The sequence below is a fragment of the Streptomyces sp. NBC_01116 genome (genome assembly GCF_041435495.1).
In the GTDB taxonomy this organism is placed as follows: domain Bacteria; phylum Actinomycetota; class Actinomycetes; order Streptomycetales; family Streptomycetaceae; genus Streptomyces.
The window spans coordinates 1,259,327-1,280,495 of record NZ_CP108644.1; the positions used below are offsets into that span (position 1 = coordinate 1,259,327).

17 protein-coding genes are annotated in these 21,169 nt (G+C 72.2%); 12 read left to right on the forward strand and 5 right to left on the reverse strand.

All coding sequences use genetic code 11. The features are described from left to right. Nucleotides 1–17: 17 nt before the first annotated feature. Nucleotides 18–1,412, reverse strand: coding sequence for an MFS transporter (locus OG245_RS05280; RefSeq protein WP_371622386.1), 1,395 nt, complete (start codon nucleotides 1,410–1,412; stop codon nucleotides 18–20). Between the two features lie 314 nt (nucleotides 1,413–1,726). On the opposite strand from OG245_RS05280, the gene OG245_RS05285 reads away from it, so the two are divergent. From OG245_RS05285 to OG245_RS05340, 12 genes are all read left to right on the forward strand, one after another. Further along, nucleotides 1,727–3,331: a 2-isopropylmalate synthase gene (locus tag OG245_RS05285; RefSeq protein ID WP_371622387.1), complete on the forward strand. Its 1,605-nt coding sequence runs from the start codon at nucleotides 1,727–1,729 to the stop codon at nucleotides 3,329–3,331. Beyond that, nucleotides 3,328–3,831, forward strand: a complete 504-nt coding sequence (locus tag OG245_RS05290; RefSeq protein ID WP_371622388.1) for a MaoC family dehydratase — start codon at nucleotides 3,328–3,330, stop codon at nucleotides 3,829–3,831. The genes OG245_RS05285 and OG245_RS05290 overlap by 4 nt, the downstream gene beginning before the upstream one ends. Then, nucleotides 3,828–4,775: an isopenicillin N synthase family dioxygenase gene (locus OG245_RS05295; RefSeq protein ID WP_371622389.1), complete on the forward strand. Its 948-nt coding sequence runs from the start codon at nucleotides 3,828–3,830 to the stop codon at nucleotides 4,773–4,775. Before OG245_RS05290 ends, OG245_RS05295 begins: the two co-directional genes overlap by 4 nt. Next, complete coding sequence (locus tag OG245_RS05300; protein ID WP_371622390.1) at nucleotides 4,772–5,632, forward strand: CoA ester lyase; 861 nt, start codon at nucleotides 4,772–4,774, stop codon at nucleotides 5,630–5,632. Before OG245_RS05295 ends, OG245_RS05300 begins: the two co-directional genes overlap by 4 nt. A gap of 15 nt (nucleotides 5,633–5,647) precedes the next feature. Beyond that, nucleotides 5,648–6,538: a hypothetical protein gene (locus OG245_RS05305; protein ID WP_371622391.1), complete on the forward strand. Its 891-nt coding sequence runs from the start codon at nucleotides 5,648–5,650 to the stop codon at nucleotides 6,536–6,538. A 29-nt stretch (nucleotides 6,539–6,567) separates the two neighbouring features. Continuing rightward, nucleotides 6,568–7,449: an alpha/beta hydrolase gene (locus OG245_RS05310; RefSeq protein WP_371622392.1), complete on the forward strand. Its 882-nt coding sequence runs from the start codon at nucleotides 6,568–6,570 to the stop codon at nucleotides 7,447–7,449. Then, nucleotides 7,449–8,675 carry an aminotransferase class I/II-fold pyridoxal phosphate-dependent enzyme gene (locus OG245_RS05315; protein WP_371622393.1) on the forward strand — a complete coding sequence of 409 codons (1,227 nt, stop codon included), beginning with the start codon at nucleotides 7,449–7,451 and terminating at the stop codon, nucleotides 8,673–8,675. Before OG245_RS05310 ends, OG245_RS05315 begins: the two co-directional genes overlap by 1 nt. Beyond that, nucleotides 8,672–9,565, forward strand: a complete 894-nt coding sequence (locus OG245_RS05320) for an ornithine cyclodeaminase family protein (RefSeq protein WP_371622394.1) — start codon at nucleotides 8,672–8,674, stop codon at nucleotides 9,563–9,565. The genes OG245_RS05315 and OG245_RS05320 overlap by 4 nt, the downstream gene beginning before the upstream one ends. Before the next feature lie 41 nt (nucleotides 9,566–9,606). After that, nucleotides 9,607–9,813, forward strand: a complete 207-nt coding sequence (locus OG245_RS05325) for a hypothetical protein (RefSeq protein WP_018960563.1) — start codon at nucleotides 9,607–9,609, stop codon at nucleotides 9,811–9,813. Next, entirely contained in the window at nucleotides 9,806–11,272 is a 1,467-nt protein-coding gene (locus OG245_RS05330; protein WP_371622395.1) for an amidase, read from the forward strand. Before OG245_RS05325 ends, OG245_RS05330 begins: the two co-directional genes overlap by 8 nt. Before the next feature lie 45 nt (nucleotides 11,273–11,317). Then, on the forward strand, nucleotides 11,318–12,553 hold the full coding sequence (locus tag OG245_RS05335) for an MDR family MFS transporter (RefSeq protein WP_371622396.1): 1,236 nt from the start codon (nucleotides 11,318–11,320) through the stop codon (nucleotides 12,551–12,553). Nucleotides 12,554–12,817: 264 nt separating this feature from the next. Beyond that, a complete protein-coding gene (locus OG245_RS05340; protein WP_371622397.1) occupies nucleotides 12,818–14,170 on the forward strand; it encodes a hypothetical protein in 1,353 nt (450 codons plus the stop codon). Between the two features lie 91 nt (nucleotides 14,171–14,261). Here OG245_RS05340 and OG245_RS05345 read toward each other — a convergent pair whose 3' ends face one another. The 4 genes from OG245_RS05345 to OG245_RS05360 form a co-directional block, all read right to left on the reverse strand. Continuing rightward, complete coding sequence (locus OG245_RS05345; RefSeq protein ID WP_371622398.1) at nucleotides 14,262–16,946, reverse strand: LuxR C-terminal-related transcriptional regulator; 2,685 nt, start codon at nucleotides 16,944–16,946, stop codon at nucleotides 14,262–14,264. Beyond that, on the reverse strand, nucleotides 16,943–18,385 hold the full coding sequence (locus tag OG245_RS05350; protein WP_371622399.1) for an aminopeptidase P family protein: 1,443 nt from the start codon (nucleotides 18,383–18,385) through the stop codon (nucleotides 16,943–16,945). Before OG245_RS05350 ends, OG245_RS05345 begins: the two co-directional genes overlap by 4 nt. Before the next feature lie 102 nt (nucleotides 18,386–18,487). After that, complete coding sequence (locus tag OG245_RS05355; RefSeq protein WP_371622400.1) at nucleotides 18,488–19,924, reverse strand: aminopeptidase P family protein; 1,437 nt, start codon at nucleotides 19,922–19,924, stop codon at nucleotides 18,488–18,490. A 382-nt stretch (nucleotides 19,925–20,306) separates the two neighbouring features. After that, entirely contained in the window at nucleotides 20,307–21,119 is an 813-nt protein-coding gene (locus OG245_RS05360; protein WP_371622401.1) for a CoA ester lyase, read from the reverse strand. Nucleotides 21,120–21,169: the final 50 nt, after the last annotated feature.

Sequence of the window (21,169 nt, forward strand, 5' to 3'; positions counted from 1 at the left end):
GCCCGGTGGGACGGCCCTCAGCCGGGCGTCGCGTCGGCGGGCCTGGCCCGGCCGCCGAGGAGGGCTGCCAGGCCCATCAGGGTGTAGACGGCGACGAGGGCGAACGCCGGCGCGGCGATGCCGCCTCCCGACTGGAGGCCGGCGAGCAGCGCGACCCCGATCAGGGATCCGGTCGAACGGCCCGCCGACATCAGCCCGGAGGCGATGGCCGACCGGTGCTCGGGGGCGGCGGACAGGGTCAGGGTGATCTGGGGCACCGTCACCAGGCCGAAGCCGAACCCGATCAACGCCAGCCCGGCACAGGTGCCGACCGGGGTGGCGCCCACGGCGGCCAGCACCACCGCGCCGAGCAGGGACAGCAGGACGCCGGCGCCCAGCACGGCCCGGGCGCCGTACTTGGCGGCGAAGCGTCCCGCGGCCAGCGGCATGAAGGTGATCGGCAGGGCGGACGACAGGAAGAACAGCCCGACGGTGACCGGGTCGTAGCCCCGCACCTGCTGGAGGAACACGCTGAGCGTGAACATCAGCCCGTTGTAGCCGACGAAGAGCAGCAGGCCGACCGCGACGTAGCCGCGGAACCCGGGCGCCCGGAACAGGTCCGCCGGGATCATGGGATACGCGTAGCGGCGCTGGCGAACCACGAACGCGGCGAACGCGGCCAGGGCCGCCACCGCCGCCACCACGGGCAGGGGCCGTATCCATCCCAGCTCCTGGCCCTCGGCGAGCGCCAGCGCGAGACCGCCGAGGAAGACGACGGACAGCAACTGGCCCGGCACGTCCTGCGGTTCCCTGGACGTGGACCGTTCGACCCGGGGCATGTTCCGCGCCGAGAGCCACAGGACGACCAGGACGATGGGCACGTTGATCCAGAAGATGCTCCGCCAGCCCACCGACGCGACCAGGGCGCCCCCGAGCGTGGGACCGAAGGCGACCGGACTCCCGGCGACCATCGACCAGATGGAGATGGCCTTGGCGCGTTTGCCGGGCTCCCGGTAGGTGTCGGTGAGCATCACCAGCGTGGCGGGCATGACGAGCACCGCGCCCAGTCCCTGGGCCGCCCGTACGGCGACGAGCACGGGGCCGTTGGGGGCGAGGCCGCACAGCACGGAGGCCACCCCGAACAGCACGACCCCGAGCCGGAACATCCGGACCGCGCCGTAGCGACCCACCGCGGCGGCGCCGGCCAGCATCAGGCCGGCGATGACGACCACGTAGGAGGTGACGACGGCCTGCATCGTCGGAAGGCTCGCGTCGAGACTGTCGCGGATCGCCGGGATCGCGACGTGGAGGATGCTGGTGTCGACGACGATCATCCCGTGCGCCAGACAGGCCACCGCCAGGACGCGGCCGGGCCGCAGGGCCGCGGGGCCGGTGTCGGACGTGCGGTTGTCGAAACTGGTGGATTCGGCCATGGCCTGCCATTTCGCATGAGTTCGCATGGGTTCGCGTGAGCGCGCATGAGCCGGTGAATTGATGCCGACAATACTGCGAAACCCTAGTGACAAAACGCGCAGCGTCAACCACGCAGCCGGCCGGGCCGACCTCGATGTCTGAATCGTCCGATTCCAGGGTCAGGCATAGAGAATGGTCCACTTCCCCGTAGGGCCTGACGCTCCATAGCCTCGAAGCGCTGAGAATCACCAGAGGGCACAGCCTGGAAGTGCAGGGGGGAACACCATTGTCCTTTTCCCGAGAGTTCCGGGGAATTCAACAGCGCCCGTCGCCCATGCCGTTCCACCGCTATGCGCGGGACGCCACTTCTCCCACTTCAGGCTGGTCACGGCGGTGGCCCGACGCCACACTCGACCGGGCTCCGATCTGGGCCTCGGTCGACCTCCGGGACGGAAACCAGGCGCTGGCCGAGCCCATGGACACAGGCCGCAAGCAGCGGATGTTCGACCTGCTCGTGGCGACGGGCTTCAAAGACATAGAAGTCGGATATCCAGCTGCCAGTGCGCACGATTTCGATTTCGTCCGCGAACTGGCCACCAAGGGCGGAATTCCGGACGACGTCACGATCTCCGTCTTCACGCCGGCCCGTCCAGAACTCATCGAGCGAACCTTCGACGCGATTCGCGGAGCCGACCGCGCCGTGGTGCATTTGTGCCATGCGACGGCCTGCCTGTGGCGCGAGGTCGTGTTCGGGATGTCGCCGCGCGAGGTCCTGCGCATGGCTGTCGACGGCGCACAGCACCTGGTGCGCCTGGCGGAGCGTGAGCCCGGTACCGACATCCGGTTCGAGTACTCCCCCGAGACCTTCAACCTGACCGAGCCGGAGCTCGCCCTGGAGATAGCGAACCGGGTCGCGGAGGTCGTCGACGCCACGTCGGACCGGCCGCTCGTACTGAACCTCCCGACCACCGTGGAGACCCACTCGCCCCACGTCTTCGCCGACCAGGTCGAGTGGATGCACCGCAACCTCGACCGGCGTGACGCGATCATCCTCTCCGTCCATCCGCACAACGACCGCGGCACCGCCGTCGCTTCGGCGGAACTGGCCGTGCTCGCCGGGGCCGACCGGGTCGAGGGCACCCTGTTCGGCAACGGCGAACGCACCGGGAACGTCTGCCTGGTGACGCTCGCGCTCAACCTGTTCAGCAGCGGGGTCGACCCCCAGCTGGAGCTCTCCGACATCGACGCCGTCCGCGCGATCGTGGAGGACTGCAACCGGCTGCCCGTGCACCCCCGCCACCCCTACGCCGGCGACCTGGTCTACACCGCCTTCTCCGGCACCCACCAGGACGCCATCGCCAAGGGCCTGGCCGCGCTGTCCGAACGGGCCGAACGGGAGGGCAGGGACGTCGACGACATGCCCTGGCAGGTGCCCTACCTGCCCATCGACCCGAAGGACGTCGGCCGCGACTACCAGGCGATCATCCGGGTCAACGGCCAGTCGGGCAAGGGCGGCATCGCCTACGTGCTCAAGGCGGGCTGGGGTGTCGACCTGCCGGCCGAGCTGCGGCGGGACTTCGCGGCCGTGGTCCAGTCCGCGGCCGACGCCCTGCGGCGCGAACTGGAGCCGCCGGAGATCTGGCAGCTGCTCCTGGAGACCTACTGCCTCGACGACTCGCCCGCGCCGCCCGACGACGGTGGTGGTGCCGACGGCGCCGCGGTCCTCGCACGGCTCGCCGCCGAGCACGGTGTCGGGTTCACCCGGCCCCGGTTCACCGGCTCGACGGCGGCCGGCGCACCGATGACCTGCCTCGTCGCGGTGGAGACGGACGGCCGCACCGTCTGGGGGCTCGGCCGGGCGGCCACCGTCGCCGACGCCGCACACAGATCCGCCCGTTCCGCGCTGCTACGGGCGGGCACGCACGAAGGAGACCAGTGAAGAACAACTCGTTCCACACGGTCGGCCCCGGTATCTACCGGGAGGACAGCGGAATGGTCTACGAGGACTACGTCCCCGGCGAGGTGGTCGAACACCGGCCGGGCCGGACGATCACCATGACCGACAACGTGTGGAGCTCCCTGCTCTGCCTCAACCAGCATCCGCTGCACATCGACGCCGTCTACGCCGAGCAGACCAGGTTCGGCAGGATCGTCGTCTCGAGTCTGGTCACCTTCGGGATCGTGAACGGGATGACCGTCTCCACCATCAGCGCCAAGTGCGTCGCCAACCTCGGTTGGGACAACGTGCGGTTGACCGCCCCGGTGTTCGTGGGCGACACGCTCTACGCACAGACCCGCATCGTCTCCCGGCGCGAGTCCGGCTCACGTCCCGACCAGGGGATCGTGACCGTCCACACCACCGGCCGGAACCAGGACGACACGACGGTCATCGAATTCGAGCGGACGATTCTCGTCCCCAAGCAGGAGGCACACCCATGATTCCGGTCATCGACCTGGCTCCGGAACGGCCCGGCCTCGAACACGGGACCGCCGAGGAGATATCCGACGCCTGCCGGCGGACCGGGTTCTTCGTCGTCCGCGGACACGGCATCGCCCGCGAGGTCTTCGACGACGCCTACGACGCCTCGCTGCGCTTCTTCGGCCTCCCGCTGGAGAGGAAGCGCGAGTTCCCGATGAGCACCTCCACCGCACGCGGCGACAACGACTACAGCCCCTACGGGTACAGCGCCCTCCTCTCCGAGAACGCCTACGCCTACACCGGGAAACCGGGAATGCCCTCGGACTACGTCGAGAAGTTCAGCACCGGAAGGCTGATCCTGGACGACGAGGAGAAGCTCCCGTTCCCCGAGGACGAGTCGGGGGCGCAGCTACGCACGGCCCTGAAGCGGTACTTCGCCGCCTGCGAGACCGTGGCGGGCCGGATCGCCGAACTGCTGGCCCTCGCCCTGGACCTGCCCCGCGACTTCTTCGCCACCCGGACGAACACCTCCAACGACTCGCTCCGCTCGCACCTCTACCCCGGGGTCGCCCCCGAGTTCCTCAACGACCAGGGCATGGGGCAGCACACGGACGGCACCCTGATCACCCTGCTCACCCAGGACGGCCCCGGCCTCCAGCTCCAGGACCGCTCCGGCCGCTGGCTGGACATCGAGGTCCCCGAGCGCGACAGCTTCATCGTCAACATCGGTGACCTGATGGCTCGTTGGTCGAACGACGAGTACGTGTCGACGCCGCACCGGGTGCGGCTGGCGGACCGGCGGCGGCAGTCCATCGTGTTCTTCAAGCTGGCCAACGACGACACCGTCATCGAGTGCTTCCCCAAATTCGCGTCGGACCGCCCCGCGAAGTACGAGCCCATCCGCTACGAGGACTACTCCCTCCAGAAGATGAACCTGCTGTTCGGAAGGGAAGACGCACGGTGAAGTCGTACGCGAGCCTGCTCTACACCCCGGCGCTGCTGCTGGCGTCGGTCGCCAGGCCCGGCCGGGTCCGCGCCGACATGCTGGTACTGGACCTGGAGGACTCCATCCATCCGGCCAGGAAGGCCGAGGCCCGCGAGCTGCTGGCGCGGGCGGACCTCAGCGGGGCCGGGCTGCCCGCACTCGGCATGCGGGTGAACACGATCGCGACGCCCGACGGCCTGGAGGACCTGCGGGCGCTGATCGAGATGGACGCCACCATCGGCGGCGTACCCCTCGACGTGGTCTTCATCCCGAAGATCTCCGGCGCCGGCGACGTGGCCATCTACCGGTCACTGCTGTCGCACACCTCCAGGCCACCGGAGATCTGCAGCTTCATCGAAAGCGTCGACGCCGTCGACAACGCCGTCGAGATCGCCGCGGTCAGCGACGGCCTCTGCTTCGGACAGGCGGATCTGACGGCCGACCTGTACGCCGAGAACACCTTCTACCTCGATCACGCGCGGGCCCGGCTCTGCACCGCGGCGGCCAAGTACCGCGTGCCCGCGATCGACACCAACTCGTTCGAACTGCACGACCTCGACGCCGTCGCGGCGCAGTGCCGGGCCGCCCGGGACGCCGGATTCACGGGGAAGGCGGCCATCCATCCCCGGCAGGTCGACACCATCGCCGAGACGTTCACCGTCGGCCCGGACAAGATCGCCGAGTACCGCAGCGTGGTCGAGGACTACCACTCCACGTCCTACGGCTTCGCGGTCGAGGAGGACCGGGTACTCGCCCCGCCGTTCGTGCTGCGGGCCCAACGCATGCTCGCACTCCACGCACCCGCCGAAACCGGCCGGAACGCCCGCACCAACTAGCCCAGGGGGATCCCAGTGAAGAAGCTTCCGCAGCACGCCGTCATCGACGTCTCCACCCACCCGACCGAGCTGACCGACGGCCGGCTCCGGGCCGTCGGGGACGAACTCGTCCGGGAACTGGTACGGCTGGTCGCCGAAGGCGACGGCGTGGCCGTCTGCCTCGGCGTCGCCAAGACGCTGGCGCACCACGGACTCGACGTCCACAAGGAGCAGGACGCCGCGATCGCCCGCGACTACCTCGAATCGCTGTTCCGCGGCTTCGGGGAGCACGTCGACGTCTCGCGGTTCAGCCCTGTCGCGATGGACTACGACCGCATCGCCGGCATGGACGTCGACGGGTACAACAAGAACACGCACTTCACGCCCAACGGCGACCACACCACCGAGCGCGAGTTCCTGACGACCAAGTGCGTGCACTTCGACGCCGCCACACCGTTCATCGGGAACATCTACGGGCCCAACACCAACATCACCCACGGCACCCCGATGGTCTGCGACACCCGGGCCTACTGCCAGGAGACCGGGGTCGCCCCCGCCGATCTGCTGGAACTGATGCCGCACAGCTACAACGTCGCGGTCAAGGAGGAGCACGCCGGGCCGGTCCTGGCCGGGTACGCCGCCGCCGTGGAGGCCGACCTCTCCGCCGACCTGGTCATGGTCGTCCTGCTGAACGAGGTGGACCGCGGGCTCGCGCACGCCGGCTCCGAGCCCCGCCCCACCGACTCCACCCGGCCCGCCCGCCGTCCGATCCGGCACCTGGAGTACCAGTTCGCCGAGGGTGTCGAGCTGTCGAAGTGGTACCGGCACTACCGCCTGGAGATCCCGCAGCCCAGCCTCCAGGTGCCGGACGAGGCCGCCCGCGAGCGCTTCCACCGCGGTATCGACCCGGTCGGGACGAACCAGTGACGACGTCCGCGCGATACAGCGTGCCGTCCATGTCCGCGAGCGACCGCGAGGAGCTCGACAAGCTCCTCGCGGCCCTCGCGGCGGGCGAGTGGCCGTTGGACATCGACGACGCCCGGGTGTTCTACGACGCCTGGGGCGCACCGATCGCCGACGACATCGTGGTCGAACAGCGCGACGGCGGCCATCTGTTGACCCCGCCGAACGCGGAGGGCTCCCTGACCGGGCTCTACCTGCACGGTGGCGGGTACGTCTACGGATCGCTGCGCAGCCACGGTCACATGGTCTCCGAGATCGCCCGCGCGGCCCGCTGCCCGATGTTCTTCGTGGACTACCGGCGAGCCCCCGAGCACCCCTATCCGGCGGCGCTCGACGACGCCGAGGCCGCGTACCGGAGTCTGCTCGCCGACGGGGTCGCCGCCGGTGACGTGGTCCTCGCGGGCGACTCGGCGGGCGGCGGCCTGATGCTCGCGATGCTGCTGAGGCTGCGGGACTCGGGGCTGCCGGTCCCGGCCGCGGCGGCCTGTGTCTCGCCGTGGACCGACCTCACGGGCAGCGGGGAGAGCTATCACGCCCTGGAGCACGAGGATCCCATGCTCAGCAAGCCGGTCGTGGACCTGGTGTCCGCGTCGTACCTGGCGGACACCCCGCGCACGCATCCGTACGTCTCCCCGCTGTTCGGGGAGCTCGCGGGTCTGCCCCCGGTGCTCCTCCAGGTGGGCAGCCGCGAGATCCTGCGCAGCGACGCCGAGCGGTTCGCGGCCGGGCTGCGGCGCGCGGGCGGCACCGGTGTGCTGGAGGTCTGGCCCGGCATGGTGCACGTCTGGCACCTCCACCACTCGCGCCTCGGCAAGGCCCGCGAGGCCGTGAGCCGGCTCGGCGGCTGGCTCCGCGCCCAGGCGACGGGGGCGTGATGACCGAGGACATCACCGGGCCCCATCGGTACCGCAACAACCGGAAGATGGTGCCCGCAGGTGAGGCCGCGTGGGGCCTGTCCCGCAAGCACGGGATGCTCGGCCTCGTGGTCGAGGCCGTCGAAGGGCAGAACCGGCTGCGCGACATCCGCACCGGGCACGAGTTCGCCAACCTGTCGTCCTGCTCGTACCTGGGCCTCAACAGCCACCCCACGGTGGTCGAGGCCGGACGGGCCGCGCTGGAGGAGGAGCGGATCACCGGGCTGTCCATGGGCGAGTTCCGGATCCGGCTCGGCATCATGGAACGGCTGGAGGAGGAGCTCGCGGAGCACTTCGGCGCCCATGTCCTGCCCTCGGTGTCCTGCGGGGTGCTCAGCTCGGCGATCCTGCCGTTGCTCGCCTCCGGGCATCTCACCGACGGCGAGCCCCTCGTCGTGGTCCTCGACCGGTTCGCGCACTTCTCCCTGAACTTCCTCAAGCCCGTTCTCGCCGACGAGACGCTGGTGCTGACCTGTCCCCACAACGACATGCAGTACCTGGAGGACGTCTGCAAGCGGTATCCGCGGGTGGCCTACGTCGCCGAAGGCGCCTACTCCACCGGCGGGCAGGCGGACCTGAAGGGGATCAAGGACCTCCAGGACCGGTACGGGATGTTCGTCTACCTCGACGACTCCCACGCGCTGTCGGCCGTGGGCGAGCGCGGTGAAGGATACGCGCGCACCGTGTTCGACACCCTCGGCTCCCGCACAATCGTCGTCGCCTCGATCGCCAAGGCGTTCGGCAGCACCGGCGGCATCGCCATGGTCGGCGACCGCGAGATGTTCGAACTCCTCTACCGGTCCGGGCCGCTGGCCTGGTCCCAGGGGTTGCGGACCGCCGCGGTCGGCACCACCCTCGGGGCCCTGGAGGTCCACCGGAGCCCGGAGCTCGGCCTGCGACAGCGACGACTCGCCCAGAACATCGCCCTCTTCGACGAGCGGCTGCGCGACCACGGCCTGCGGGGCGCCGGATCGCACATCAAGTTCGTCACCGTCGGCGACAACGACCGGGCGGTACGGCTGTCGACCGAGCTCTACCGGCGCGGCTACTACTGCTCCGCGATGTTCTTCCCGATCGTGGCGCAGGGGCAGGCGGGCGTGCGGATGATGCTGCGCGGCGACATGCCGGCGGAGCTGACCGAACGTTTCGCGGCGGACCTCCTCGACGTGCTGGCGGAGCTCTCATGACCCCCGCGGGCACGGACCACGACGGGTCCGACGTGGCGGCCGTGGCCGCGCTGATGCGCGAGAGCCTGCGCAGCGGCGCGGTGCGGAGGATGGCCGTACCGCTGCGGCAGGTCGTCGACGACGGCCGCGGCACCAGATTCCTGTCCATGCCAGCCGTCAGCGCCGACCACGGGCTGTGCGTCAACAAGACCGCCACCATCACCGACGGTCCGGGCCCGACCGTGACGTCCGTGGTCCCGGTGTTCTCCACCGCGACCGGGGAGCTCCTCGGGGTGCTGGACGGCGCGGCCGTCACCAACCTCAAGTGCGCGGCCGTGACGGCGCTGGTCACCGACGCCTGCGCGGCCCCGGGCAGCGCCGTCCTCGGGATCGTCGGATCGGGGGTGCAGGCGTGGCAGCAGTACCTCGGGGTGACGGCGGTGCGCCGGATCACCGAGGTACGGGTCCACTCCCGCACCCCCGAGCACGCCGGGATCCTGTGCGAGCGCATCCGGCGCGCCGATCCGGGCGTACGCGCCCTGGTCGGCGCGTCGGCCGAGGAGGCGACCGCGGGAGCGGATGTCGTCTCGACGGCGACGACCTCCGTACGGCCGCTGCCGATCGCCGCCGAACTGCCGGAGCACGTGCACATCAACTGCATGGGCGCGCACACCACCGAGTCCCGGGAGCTGCCGCGCTCGCTCCTGGCCGCCGCCACGCTGGTCGTCGAGGACAGGGCGATCGCGGTGGCCGAGGCCGGGGAGATCCACCGTACGGCGATCGACCTGGAGTCCCTGGAGACCGGCGGGCACCACGGACTCGACCGCCGCCGGACCGTCTTCAGCTCCACCGGGCACGCCTCGCTGGACCTGATCACCTGCGCCCATCTGGTGGCGCGGCCACACCGTTGACCGAGCGGTCAGCGCTGACCGGAACGAAAGGACGGCCGTACGTGGCACACGTCGGCACGGAAGAGACCACGGGGTCGCACGAGGACGGAGAACCGGCGGGGGCGGCCGCCGACCGGGAGTTCGACGCGGCTCTCGCCCGCCTCGGCATCGAGATGCCGCCGGACCTGGCGCCCGGAGTCCTGGCCGGACACCGCTCGCTGCGCGCGATGAACCGACTGCTGCGGGACGTGGAGATCGCCGATGTCTGACACCGCCCCCGTCCGGCCGGGCCCACGGCCCGACGTAGCCGAACCGCGCGAAGCCCCGGGCCTGTCCGGGCTGTCCGTGGCGGAGGCCGGTGCGCGGCTGCGCGCCGGGACGCTCACGTCGGTGGAGCTGGTGGAGCACGCGCTGAGCCTGATCGACGCGTACGACGCCGAGCTGCACGCGTTCGTCCTGGTCACCCGTGACCTCGCGCTGCGGCGCGCGGCGCGGGCGGACCGGGAGCTGCGCGACGGCGTCGACCGCGGGCCGCTGCACGGCATCCCGTACGCGCTGAAGGACATCCTCGCCGCCGAGGGCCTGCCCACCACCAACCACTCGCGGCTGACCCTCACCGACCTCGCCACCGAGGACAGCACCGTGGAGGCCCGGCTGCGGGCCGGCGGCGCGGTGCTGCTGGGCAAGCTGGCCACCTACGAGTTCGCGTTCGGCGGACCGAGTACCGACCTGCCCTTCCCGCCGGCGGGCAACCCCTGGAACCGCGAGCACATCCCCAGCGGCTCCTCGTCGGGAGCGGGCGCCGCGGTGGCGGCCGGGTTCCTCCGCGTCGCCTTCGGGTCCGACACCGCCGGCTCGCTGCGCGGCCCGGCGTTCCACTGCGGGGCCGTCGGCCTCAAGCCCACCTACGGCAGCGTCTCGGGCCACGGCGCCACCCCGCTGGCGCCCACCATGGACCACTTCGGGCCCCTCGCCTGGACGGTGGCCGACGCCGCCGCCGCCCTCCAGGTGGTCGCGGGGCCCGACCCCAGGGACCCGCGCACCCGCGAGGCGCCGACGCCCGACTTCCTCGGCTCGCTGAGCGGGGAGGTCCGCGGCCTGCGCGTGGCGTACTCGAAGGCCTGGTACGCGTCGGACCCGGGGACCCTTCCGGAGATCACCGAGAGCATCGACCGGGCCCTGGCCCACCTCGACCGGCTCGGCGCCGTCGTCGAGGAGTGCGAGCTGCCGCCGTACGAGCTGTTCGACGCCTGCGGCCGGGTCATCCTGATGGCGGAGGGGTTCGCCGTGCACCGGGAGAACCTGCGCCGCGCGCCGCGGTCCTTCGGCCGCTACACCTACCAGAAACTGATGCCCGGCGCGGGGGTCGGCGCCGACGAGCTCCAGCGGGCCCGCCAGGTCCGCGACAGCCTCGCCGCGGCGCTCGACCGGCGGGTCTTCGCCTCCCACGACCTGCTGATCACGGCGTGCGGTCAGACCACCGCGGCCCGGATCGACGCCTTCGGCGCCGACTGGCCCCCGCCGAAGCTGGCCAACGACATGCAGACCATCCCGTTCGCCGTCACCGGACACCCCGCGATGTCCCTGCCCCTCGGGTTCGCCGGCAACGGTCTGCCCATCGGTGTGCAGCTCGTGGGGCCCGCCTACGGCGAGGCGAGCCTGTTCCGGGCCGGCCTCGCCCTGGAGGCCGAGTTCGGCCGACGGGACACCCGTCCGGTGCCGGCATGAGACGGCGGTCCCGCCCTTCGGCGACCCGTCGGCAGAAGGGCTGAGGTGAACGACCGCACTCGCCCCCCGCTCCCCGCCGGCTTCTGGTGGCTGTGGACCGCGACGCTGGTGAACCGGTTCGGCCTGTTCGTCATGCCGTTCCTGTCGCTCTACCTCGCCGTGGAGCGGGGCTACTCCGCCACGTACGCGGGCCTGGTGATCTCGTTGTACGGACTCGGCGGGATAGCCGGATCGCTGATCGGCGGGTCGCTCAGCGACCGGTGGGGCAGGCGGCCCACGCTGCTCACCGGGCAGCTGGGCGCCGCCGCGTTCACCCTGGCCCTGGGACTCGCCGAACAGCCCGTGACGATCGCGGCGTGCGTCACCGTGCTGGGCGTCGCGCTGAAGGTGTCGCAGCCCGCGATCGGGGCGATGCTCGCGGACCTGGTCCCCGAGGAGTCCCGGCCCCGGGCCTACTCGCTCAACTACTGGGCGCTCAACCTCGGATTCTCCGTCTCCGCCCTGTCGGCGGGCACCCTCGCCGCCTTCGGCTACCTGACCCTGTTCGTGGTGGACGCCGCCAGCACCCTGCTGTGCGCGGTGCTGGTCTTCTGGCGGATTCCCGAGACCCTGCCGGCGAAGCTCCGCACGGAACCGTCCGCGGCGGCGGCCCCGCGCACGTCCCTGGCCGCCGTGGTCCGCGACCGCCGGTTCATGTGTCTGGCCGGATTGAACCTCCTGGTGGTCACCGTCTTCACGCAGCGGCACCTGGCACTGCCGCTGTCCATCGCCGAATCCGGCCTGTCCACCGCGGACTACGGGATCGTGGCCGGGGTCAACGGCGTCATGATCGTCACTCTGCAGCTCGCCGTCACCCGCTTCACCCAGCACCGGCCAGCCGGTTGGGTGCTGGCCTGCGGGGCGCTGCTGATCGCGCTCAGTTCGGTGCTCAACGGACACGCCGGCACCGTGCTGCTGTACTGCTGCGCCGCCGTCGTCTACACCCTCGGTGAGATCGCCTACGTACCCACCAGCGAGGCGCAGGTGCCCGCCATGGCTCCGGAGCACGCACGTGGCCGCTACGAGGGCGTGATGGTCCTGACCTGGGCCGTCGGCGGCTTCGTGGCACCGCTGACGAGCGGTCTGATCATCGACGCCCACGGCACGGACACCCTCTGGGCGGGGTGCGCGGTGATCGGCGCGCTCGCGGCCGTCGGTTACGTCGCGTTGCTGCGGCCGCGCCGCGGGAAGGACGACGCCCCCGGACCCGCACGAGCCCTCCGGTCCACGCAGGCCCCCTAGGGCGTATTTCGAAAGTCCCGCCTGCTCGGCGACGCCTGGCACTTCCCCAAGCTCCCGGCTTCGCTCGAGCAGGGGAGGCCCCATCCCTCGCCGCGTTGTCGGGATCGCCCCGATACATCCAGTATCGGGGCGACCCTCCGCCTTGCGATCGCACGCACCAGACGCCGCCGAGCCCGCCCTCCGGGCGGACGGCGCTACTTTCGAAACACGCCCTAGGCCCTGCGGCCCCCAGTCCGCACAGCCTTCTAGCAGGAGTGGAAAGACATGGAAGACACCTCGACGACCTCGCGGGCAGCGGCCTCGCGGAGGCCGCACGTGACGGACCCCCGCAGGCTCCTCAACGCGTTCGACCACCAGTTCCGGGGCTTCAGGACCTTCTGGTTCGACCGGATCGCCCCGGCCGGTCCCGTCGTCCTGCCCGCGGCGCTGGGCGCCGAACTGGAGGACGCGATCGGCTACTTGGCCGACCTGCTGCGGCGGGCGGTGCACCACCTGGGCGACGACTGCGTCTCCCGGCACCGGGCGCTGGGCCTGGACGAGCGGCTGACGGAGTTCTACGGGGACGAGGAGTTCGAGAACGCCTACGCGACGGTCATGGGCCGACCGGACGTGATCCTCACCGACGCCGGATGGAAGTTCATCGAGTTCAACTTCTGCTCGTCCACCGGCGGTCAGGTCTACGTCCACCTCCTCAACGAGCTGTGGCGGCAGCTCCTGCCCGACGACGCCCTGAGCACCCTCACGCTCGCCGATCCGCTCAAGACACGCGGGGACATGCTGCGCACCGTCCTCGACGACCTCGGTCTGGAACCGTACGTCGCGCTCGTCGGCCATCTCCCGGACGTCTTCCTCTCCGACTCCGGGGGGAACCGGAGGTACTACGAGATCGAGGCCGACGCCCTGCGGAAGTCGGGCATCAGGGCGGAGTACTTCGAGACGGACGAGTTCATCGACGCCCTCGGCTCCCGCCGGGGCGAGTTCCCGCTGGTCCTGGAGCGGACCGTGCCACAGGAGTGGATCGACGCCGGCCGGGAGATCGGACCGCTGCTGACGATCAGGAAGTGCGGCGCCGCGGTGCTGACGCCGCAGAGTTCCTACCAGGCGGCGAACAAGCAGCTCTTCGCCCTGCTGTCCCAGGGGCAGGACTGGATGAGCGACCGGGACCGGGAGTTCGTGCGGCGGTACATCCCCTGGTCGCGCTCGGTCCGGGAGGAGACCGTCGAGTACCGGGGCACGTCCTGGAAGCTGGACGAACTGCTGCGCGGGCGCCGGGCGGACTTCGTCCTGAAGCGCTCCGACGGCGACCAGAACTTCGACGTGCACATCGGCGCGCTGACCGACGCGTCCACCTGGGAGGACGTCATCGCCAAGGCCCGCGAGGCCGGCACCTGGATAGCGCAGGAGACCGTCCACAGCACCGAGATCCACGCGGACGTCCTCGACTGCGACCGGGGCGAACACCTCGGCATCGCGACGCGCGCGGTGTTCGGCCCCCTGTTCATGGGCGGACGCATGACCGGATGCGGGGTGCGCTACGACGTACCCGCCCCGGGCGGCTCCGCACCGCGGGCGGCGGGATCGAGCATCCTGGGGTCCGTCGGCTGGCAGGCGGGCTGACCGGGACGCCCGTCCCGTGTCCGGGCCGGGACCGCCGGCGGATTCCGCCGGTGGGCCGGTCCCGGCCCGGACATCCTGCCGGACGTCCCGGTCACCGCCGCTCGGGGTGGGCGCTCTTCTGGACGAGCGCCGTCAGCTGGACCCGCGACCGCACCCCCAGCTTGCGGTAGATCCGGGTGAGCGCCGCCTCCACGGTCTTGACGCTGACGTACAGGGCGGCCGCGATGTCGCGGTTGCCGCGCCCTTCGGTGACCAGCTCGGCGATCCGCCGCTCCGCGTCCGTCAGACCGGCCGGCGAGGACCGCACCCGGTTCGGCTCCGGCTCCCACAGCGGCGCGCCCGCCCTGCGGAACACCGCGTCGGCCGCCGCCCGGAGCTCCCTGGCCCGGGCCGGGCGCCTGTGCCGCTGCTCGACGGACGAGTACGCCAGCAGCACCCGGCCGCACTGCAACGGGTATCCGAGCCGTTCGAAGGTGCGCAGGGCGCGGCCGACCAGTTCCTCGGCCGACGCGTGGTCGCCCGCCGCCGCGTGGCACAGCGCCTCGGCCCGGTCCAGCGAGGCGAGGACTCCGCGCCGTCCCAGCTCCTCGGCCCGGGACCGGGCGTCGGAGACCGTCCGCAGGGCGGCCGGCAGGTCTCCTGCGGCGACCAGCGCCTCGGCCAGATCGGCGTCGTAGCGGACCTCCGCGGGGTCCGCGATGCCCAGGTCCTGCACCAGGTCCCGGACCCTGAGCAGATCCGCCAGGGCTCCGCCCGCGTCCCGCAGCAGCAGCCGGGTCATCCCGGACAGGTGCAGACAGTGCGCGGCGAAGACGGTGTCCTCGTCCTCCTGCGAGGCCGTCAGACCGAGGTCCGCGTAGGCGAGCGCCTGCTCCAGGGTCCCGCCGGCGAGTTCGGCGACCGCCGCCGCGTACCACGGCGGGCCGGGCGAGGTACCCAGGTCACGTGTCAGCGCCAGGAGCCGGTGCGCCTCCTCGCGGGCGAGCTGGCCCTCGCCCCGGTGTGCGTGGATCCGGACGGCGCGGCTGAGCACCCAGAGCCGGTCGGCGGGGCAGTCCGGCGGGCGCATCTCGTCCAACAGCCGCCCTGCCTCGTCCAACCGGTCGTCGAGCAGGGCGAACGCGACGCCGACCCGGCGTGGCTCCCCGGGGGTCCGGCCGGCGCCGGCCGGCGTGCCCGTCGCCAGGGCACGCCGGAGCAGCTCGGCCTGGCCCGGCGAACCGCGGACCTGCTCGATCCGGGCGGTCAGGGCCAGGGCGAAGGAGTGGATCGCCGCGTCGCCGGCCCGCTCGGCCAGTTCGGCGGCCGAGCGGGCGTGCGTCAGCGCCTCCGCGTGGTAGCCCCGGTTGGCGCCCAGGCTCCGGGCGAGACGCAGGTGCGCCGCCGAGGCCAGGGCGGGATCGTCGGCGGCCAGGGCCTCGGACAGGGCCCGCGCCGCCATCCGCTCCGCCACCGCGGCGCCCCGGCCGGCGGCGTCGGCGACGGCGAGCCGCGCCTGGGCGCGGGCGGTGGGCACGGCCCGCCTGCGGTCCAGCTGCTCCAACGCCGTGCAGGCCAGGTCGAACCGCCCGGCGGCCTCGGCGTCCCGGGCGGCGGCGATCAGGAGGTCGTGCCGGGCGCCGCTGGCCCGGCCGCCCGCGAGCAGACCGAACTCGGCCGCCCGGGTGTGGTCACCGCCCTCCCGTGCGGCGGTGGCGGCGTCGGCCAGGCCGGGAACCAGCCGCGCGGGAATCTCGGCCGCGCTCAGGGCGGAGGCCTCGTGCCAGACGCGGTCGTCGTCCTCGGACGCGGCGGCGGCCAGGGCGAGATGCGCCTGGCGGACCGCCTCGCCGCTGGACTCGGCGAGGAGGCACTCGCGGACGACCGGGGCCGGGAAGCACACGGTGCCCGCCACCCGGATCAGCCCGGCGGCCTCGGCGTCGGCCAGGGCGGCGTCGGCCGACGGTCCCGCGGCCCGGCGGACGGCGTCGAGCGAGGGGTCGGCCGCCAGCGCCGCGAGGAGCAGCACCCAGTGCACGGGGGCCGCGAGCCCCGCCAGCCAGGCCCTCAGGGCCTTGCGCGCGTGCGGGGCCAGCGGCTGTACGTCCAGGACCGCCGTCGCCCCGGCCCGGGCCAGTCCGGCGGCGATGTCCGAGACCAGGCGGGGGTTGCCGCCCGTCGCCGTGTGGATGCGCGCGGCGGTCCGCAGGGGAATCCCGAAGGACCGCACCACGGCCGCCGACTCGTGCGGGGTGAGCGCGGGGACCGCGATCTCCACCGCGTCACCGCCGAGGACGTCGTGCGGCAGCGGGCCGTCGGGCCGCAGCGCCGCCAGCAGCGACACACTGCCGCGGCTGCGGCGTGCCGCGAAGCCGAAGACGTCCAGGCTGTCCGGGCCCCACCAGTGCATGTCGTCGGCGGCCAGCAGCAGCCGGGCCCGGCGCCCCCACGTCTGGAGGCACGACAGGACCGTGACCCGCAGGATCGCGGGGTCGGGCGGGGGCCCGGTGACCCGGCGCAGCACCCAGTCGATCGTCGATCGCTGGACGTCCGGCAGGTCGCCGCTCACGTCCGCCGGGCACACGGTGAACAGGTCCACCAGGGGTACGTAGGGCAGGTGTGCGTCGGCGGGCGCCGAGCTGAGCCTGACCACGGGGTCCCCGGAGGACTGCCACCCCGCGCACACCGCGTCCAGCACCGCGGACTTGCCGAAACCGGTGGGTCCGACCACCGCCACCGCACCTGCCTGCCGCAGCTCACCGGAGACCTGGTCGACCAGCGGGCGGCGCGCCCTCACCGCAACGCGTCCATCCACGCCTCGACCGCGTCCGCGTCGCGTGGCAGGCCCGACGACAGGCACAGCGCGCCGTCGGAGGTGATGACGAAGTCGTCCTCGATCCGCACGCCGATGCCGCGCAGTTCCTCGGGGATCGTCAGGTCGTCGGGCTGGAAGTACAGCCCCGGCTCGACGGTGAGCACGTGCCCCTCCTCCAGCACACCGCCCAGGTACGTCTCGCTGCGGGCGGCGGCGCAGTCGTGGCAGTCGAGGCCGAGCATGTGGCCGGTGCCGCACACGGTGTAGCGACGGTAGAGGTCGGACTCGTGCGGGATCGCGGCGCCGCCGGGCCGCAGGCCCCAGGCGTCGAGCCCCTCGGCGACGACCCGCGTCGCGGCGTCGTGGAAGGCGCCGTACGGTGCTCCGGGCCGCAGGGCGGCGATGCCCGCCGACTGGGCGGCGAACACCAGGTCGTAGACGCGGCGCTGCACATCCGTGAAGCGCCCGCCGACCGGCAGGGTCCGGGTGACGTCCCCGGTGTAGAACGAGTCGGCCTCGACGCCCGCGTCCAGCAGGAGCAGCTCCCCCTCCCGCACCGGGCCGTCGTTGTGCATCCAGTGGAGCACGCACGCGTGCGCGCCGGCCGCCGCGATGGTCTCGAACCCCAGGCCGTAACCCTCCAGCCGGGCGCGCCGGTTGAAGGTGCCCTCCACCCACCGCTCCCCGCGTGCGAGGCGTGTGGCGTGGGGCAGTTCACCGGCGACGTCGTGGAAGCCGGCGACCGTGTGCCCCACGGCGGCGCGCAGCTGCTCGATCTCCCACGCGTCCTTGACCAGCCGCGACTCGGAGAGGAAGGCGAGCAGTTCGGCGTCGGCCGGTGCGGACGGCGGGACGGTCGCGTCGACGAGCGCGTCCTCGCCGCGCACCACCCGGGTCGGGACGTCACCGGCGAGTGCCCGCTCCAGCCCGTCCCGGGAGACCGCCTCGACGCCGAGGGCTTCGGCGGTCTCCCGGAGCGTCCGGCGCCGGCCGACCCAGAACTCGCCGTGCTGCCGGTCGCTGTAGAACTCCGCGCCGGACGGACCGGCGTCGCGCGGTGACCGGGGCCGGGTGAACAGGGTGATCTCGTGCCCGCTGCCGGTGGGCTCGAAGACGAGCACACTGTCGGGCACCGCTCCCGTCCCCTGTTCGGCCGTGAGGTGGATGTACGCGGAATGCGGGCGGAAGGCGTAGTCGAAGTCGTTGCTGCGGGCCTTGAGCCCGCCCGACGGGACGACGATCCGCTCTCCGGGGAACCGCGTCGACAGCGCCGCACGCCGCTTGGCCGCGTATGCGGCTCCGGAGACGGGTGGAAGCCTCCTGTCCGTGTCCGCCCACCCCTGCCGAAAGACCTCCGCCACCGCCGCCGGTGCTCGACGATCGTGACTCCGCGCTCCGCGCGGGCCGTCCTGACGTTCCATCGCACGCCTCCCCGTCATTCCGTTCCGTGGTGCTGCGCCCTCACTCCACAGGGAGAACGCACGTGTTCGAGCCGCGGCCCCGAAGGGCCGCGGCGGCCGATGTCAGCCGCGAAGCCGGGCCATCCACTCCTCCACGTCGTCGGCCGTCCGAGGAAGGTCGGCCGAGAGGTTCTCGTTGCCCTCGTCGGTGACCAGCAGATCGTCCTCGATGCGCACGCCGATGCCGCGGAGCTCCTCGGGCACGGTCAGGTCGTCCGACTGGAAGTACAGGCCGGGCTCGACGGTGAGCACCATGCCCGCCTCCAGCGTCCCGTCCACGTACAGCTCGGTACGGGCCTTCGCGCAGTCGTGGACGTCCAGGCCGATCATGTGGCCCGTGCCGGCCAGCGTCCAGCGGCGGTACAGGCCGAGCTCGTACGCCTCGTCCACCGACCGCTCGCCGAACAGGCCCCAGGAGGCGAGGTGCTCGGTCAGCACCCGCTGGGCGGCGTGGTGGAAGTCCCGGTACTTCGCACCGGGCCGGACCGCGGCGATGCCGGCCGACTGCGCCGCGTACACCGCGTCGTACACCTTGCGCTGGACCGGTGTGAAACGGCCGTCGACCGGGAGCGTGCGGGTGACGTCGGCGGTGTAGAGGTTGCGGCTCTCCACTCCGGCGTCGATCAGCAGCAGTTCGCCCGGCCGGGTCTCGCCGTCGTTGCGGACCCAGTGCAGCGTCGTGGCGTGGGCTCCCGCGGCGCAGACCGACGCGTAACCCACGTCGTTGCCCTCGGTCCGCGCACGCATCCAGAACGTGCCCTCGATGGCCCGCTCCGCGGTCGGAGTGTCCGTACCGAGAATGCGCACCACGTCCTCGAAGCCACGCGCCGTCGCCTGACAGGCGTGGCGCAGGTCGGCGATCTCGAACTCGTCCTTGAGCAGGCGCATCTCGGACAGGGCGACGCGGAACTCGGTGTCGCGCTCGGCGGTCACCTTGTCGTTCAGGGCGGCGTCGACCCCGGAGTCGTAGTCGCGCAGCAGACGGATCGGGCCGGTGGCCTCGGCGAGCCGCTCGGTCAGCGTGCGGACATCACGGCAGGGCAGGCCCAGGAGCCGCTCGTTCTCGGTGAGGCTGTTGCGACGGCCGTCCCAGAGCTCACCGTGGTAGTCGCGCCAGAACTCCCCGTTCTCGCGGTCCGACCGGGGGAGCAGATAGGCGACCGCCACGTGCTCGCCGTCCGCACCGGGCTCCAGGACCAGTACGGAGTCCTGGGACTGGTCACCCGTCAGGTAGACGTAGTCGGAGGAGGGGCGGAACGGGTAGTCCGTGTCGTTGGCACGGACCTTCGGGTTGCCGGCCGGGACCACCAGCAGCTCACCGGGGAACTGCGCGGAGAGCGCCGCCCGGCGGCGCGCGGTGTACGCCGCCTGGGCGATGGGTTCGAGGTCGCGGCGCTCGGTGTCGGCCCAACCCTGCTTCATGTTCTCGGCCAGCTCGGCACTCACGTCCACGTACAGACCGTTCTTCCGCGTCTTGTTCTCATCCGTCTCACCAGCCACGACATCCTCCTGATGCGAATCCGTCACGCGTGTTCCTCTCGATCGCAGAAGTCGATGCCCGCCCCGGGGACCGACCGGAGAATCCTCCAGGAAGCGCGCCCGTCCCGGCAACGGCCTTTCCGGGCAAACGCCTTGAGTCGGGGCGGGGGCCGGGGCATGCGGTGGGCCCGGTTGTCCGCGCTGCTGCGGCACAGACCCGCACGATCCGGGCAGTGCCGGCCCGGCGACCCCCAACTCCCCCGGCGGTAGGGCTCCTTGCCGTGAACCGCACTCTTGCAGCCGCCTCCCCTCCCCACGTCATACACATGTATGAAATCTCGCGGATGCTCTTGCGTCATTTGTCGCTGGGCGGGCCCGGCCGCTCTCGTGGAGTCTGGGCCGGTCAGCCACCCCCGGCGGCGAGGATCCGGCGGGCGCGTTCGAGCAGGGGCTTGTCGATCATCTGTCCGTCCACCACGGTGACGGAGTCACCCGCGGCGACCACGGCCCGGGCCCACGCGCGTTCGCTCGCGGTCGGCGCGAACCGCTCCGCCACGACGGGGACTTGGGCGGGGTGGATGCACAGCTTCCCGGTGAAGCCGAGCCGGCGCCCGTGGGCGATGTCCGCGGCGAGCGCGTCGGCGTCCCGCACGCCGGTCGTGACACCGTCGACCGGAGCGCACCGCCCCGTCGCCGCCGAGGCCGAGACCAGCCGGGACCGGGCGTACGCGAGGGCCGTGTGGTCGTCGTGAGCGACTCCGAGCTGCCCGGCCAGGTCCACGTTGCCGAGGGCGACACGGACCGCGCCCGGGGTGGCGCACACCTCCACGGCCCGTTCGATCCCGGCCGCCGTCTCGATCAGCGGGATCAGGAACGGCACCCCTCCCGTCCGGGAGGCCAGGCCCGCGAGCACGAGCGGGTCCTCGGCCTTGGGCACCATCACGGGCATGCCGCGCCCGGCCGCCATCGCGAGGTCGTCGTCGCACCAGGGCGTGCCGGGCGCGTTGATCCGGACCAGGGCACTGTTGCCCGCGCCGAGCCAGGCGGCGGCGTGGTCACGCGCGCGATGCTTGTCCGGCGCCGCGACCGCGTCCTCCAGGTCGAGGATGACCACGTCCGCTCCGGTGGCGACGGCCTTGTCGAACCGGTCCGGCCGGTCCCCGGGCACGAACAACAGGCTGCGGGCCGTTTCCAGCCGGCTCACGGGCATGCTCATACGGATGGCCTCTCCTCTACGGCTGGTCCAGGAGCGCCATCATGCTCGGT

What these genes read in the sequence shown, in the direction of transcription:
- OG245_RS05280 (WP_371622386.1), bottom strand. Translation starts at nt 1,412, where the DNA reads ATGGCCGAATCCACCAGTTTCGACAACCGCACGTCCGACACCGGCCCC.
- OG245_RS05295 (WP_371622389.1), top strand. Translation starts at nt 3,828, where the DNA reads ATGATTCCGGTCATCGACCTGGCTCCGGAACGGCCCGGCCTCGAACAC.
- OG245_RS05320 (WP_371622394.1), top strand. Translation starts at nt 8,672, where the DNA reads ATGACCCCCGCGGGCACGGACCACGACGGGTCCGACGTGGCGGCCGTG.
- OG245_RS05330 (WP_371622395.1), top strand. Translation starts at nt 9,806, where the DNA reads ATGTCTGACACCGCCCCCGTCCGGCCGGGCCCACGGCCCGACGTAGCC.
- OG245_RS05310 (WP_371622392.1), top strand. Translation starts at nt 6,568, where the DNA reads ATGTCCGCGAGCGACCGCGAGGAGCTCGACAAGCTCCTCGCGGCCCTC.
- OG245_RS05285 (WP_371622387.1), top strand. Translation starts at nt 1,727, where the DNA reads ATGCCGTTCCACCGCTATGCGCGGGACGCCACTTCTCCCACTTCAGGC.
- OG245_RS05315 (WP_371622393.1), top strand. Translation starts at nt 7,449, where the DNA reads ATGACCGAGGACATCACCGGGCCCCATCGGTACCGCAACAACCGGAAG.
- OG245_RS05350 (WP_371622399.1), bottom strand. Translation starts at nt 18,385, where the DNA reads ATGGAACGTCAGGACGGCCCGCGCGGAGCGCGGAGTCACGATCGTCGA.
- OG245_RS05340 (WP_371622397.1), top strand. Translation starts at nt 12,818, where the DNA reads ATGGAAGACACCTCGACGACCTCGCGGGCAGCGGCCTCGCGGAGGCCG.
- OG245_RS05360 (WP_371622401.1), bottom strand. Translation starts at nt 21,119, where the DNA reads ATGAGCATGCCCGTGAGCCGGCTGGAAACGGCCCGCAGCCTGTTGTTC.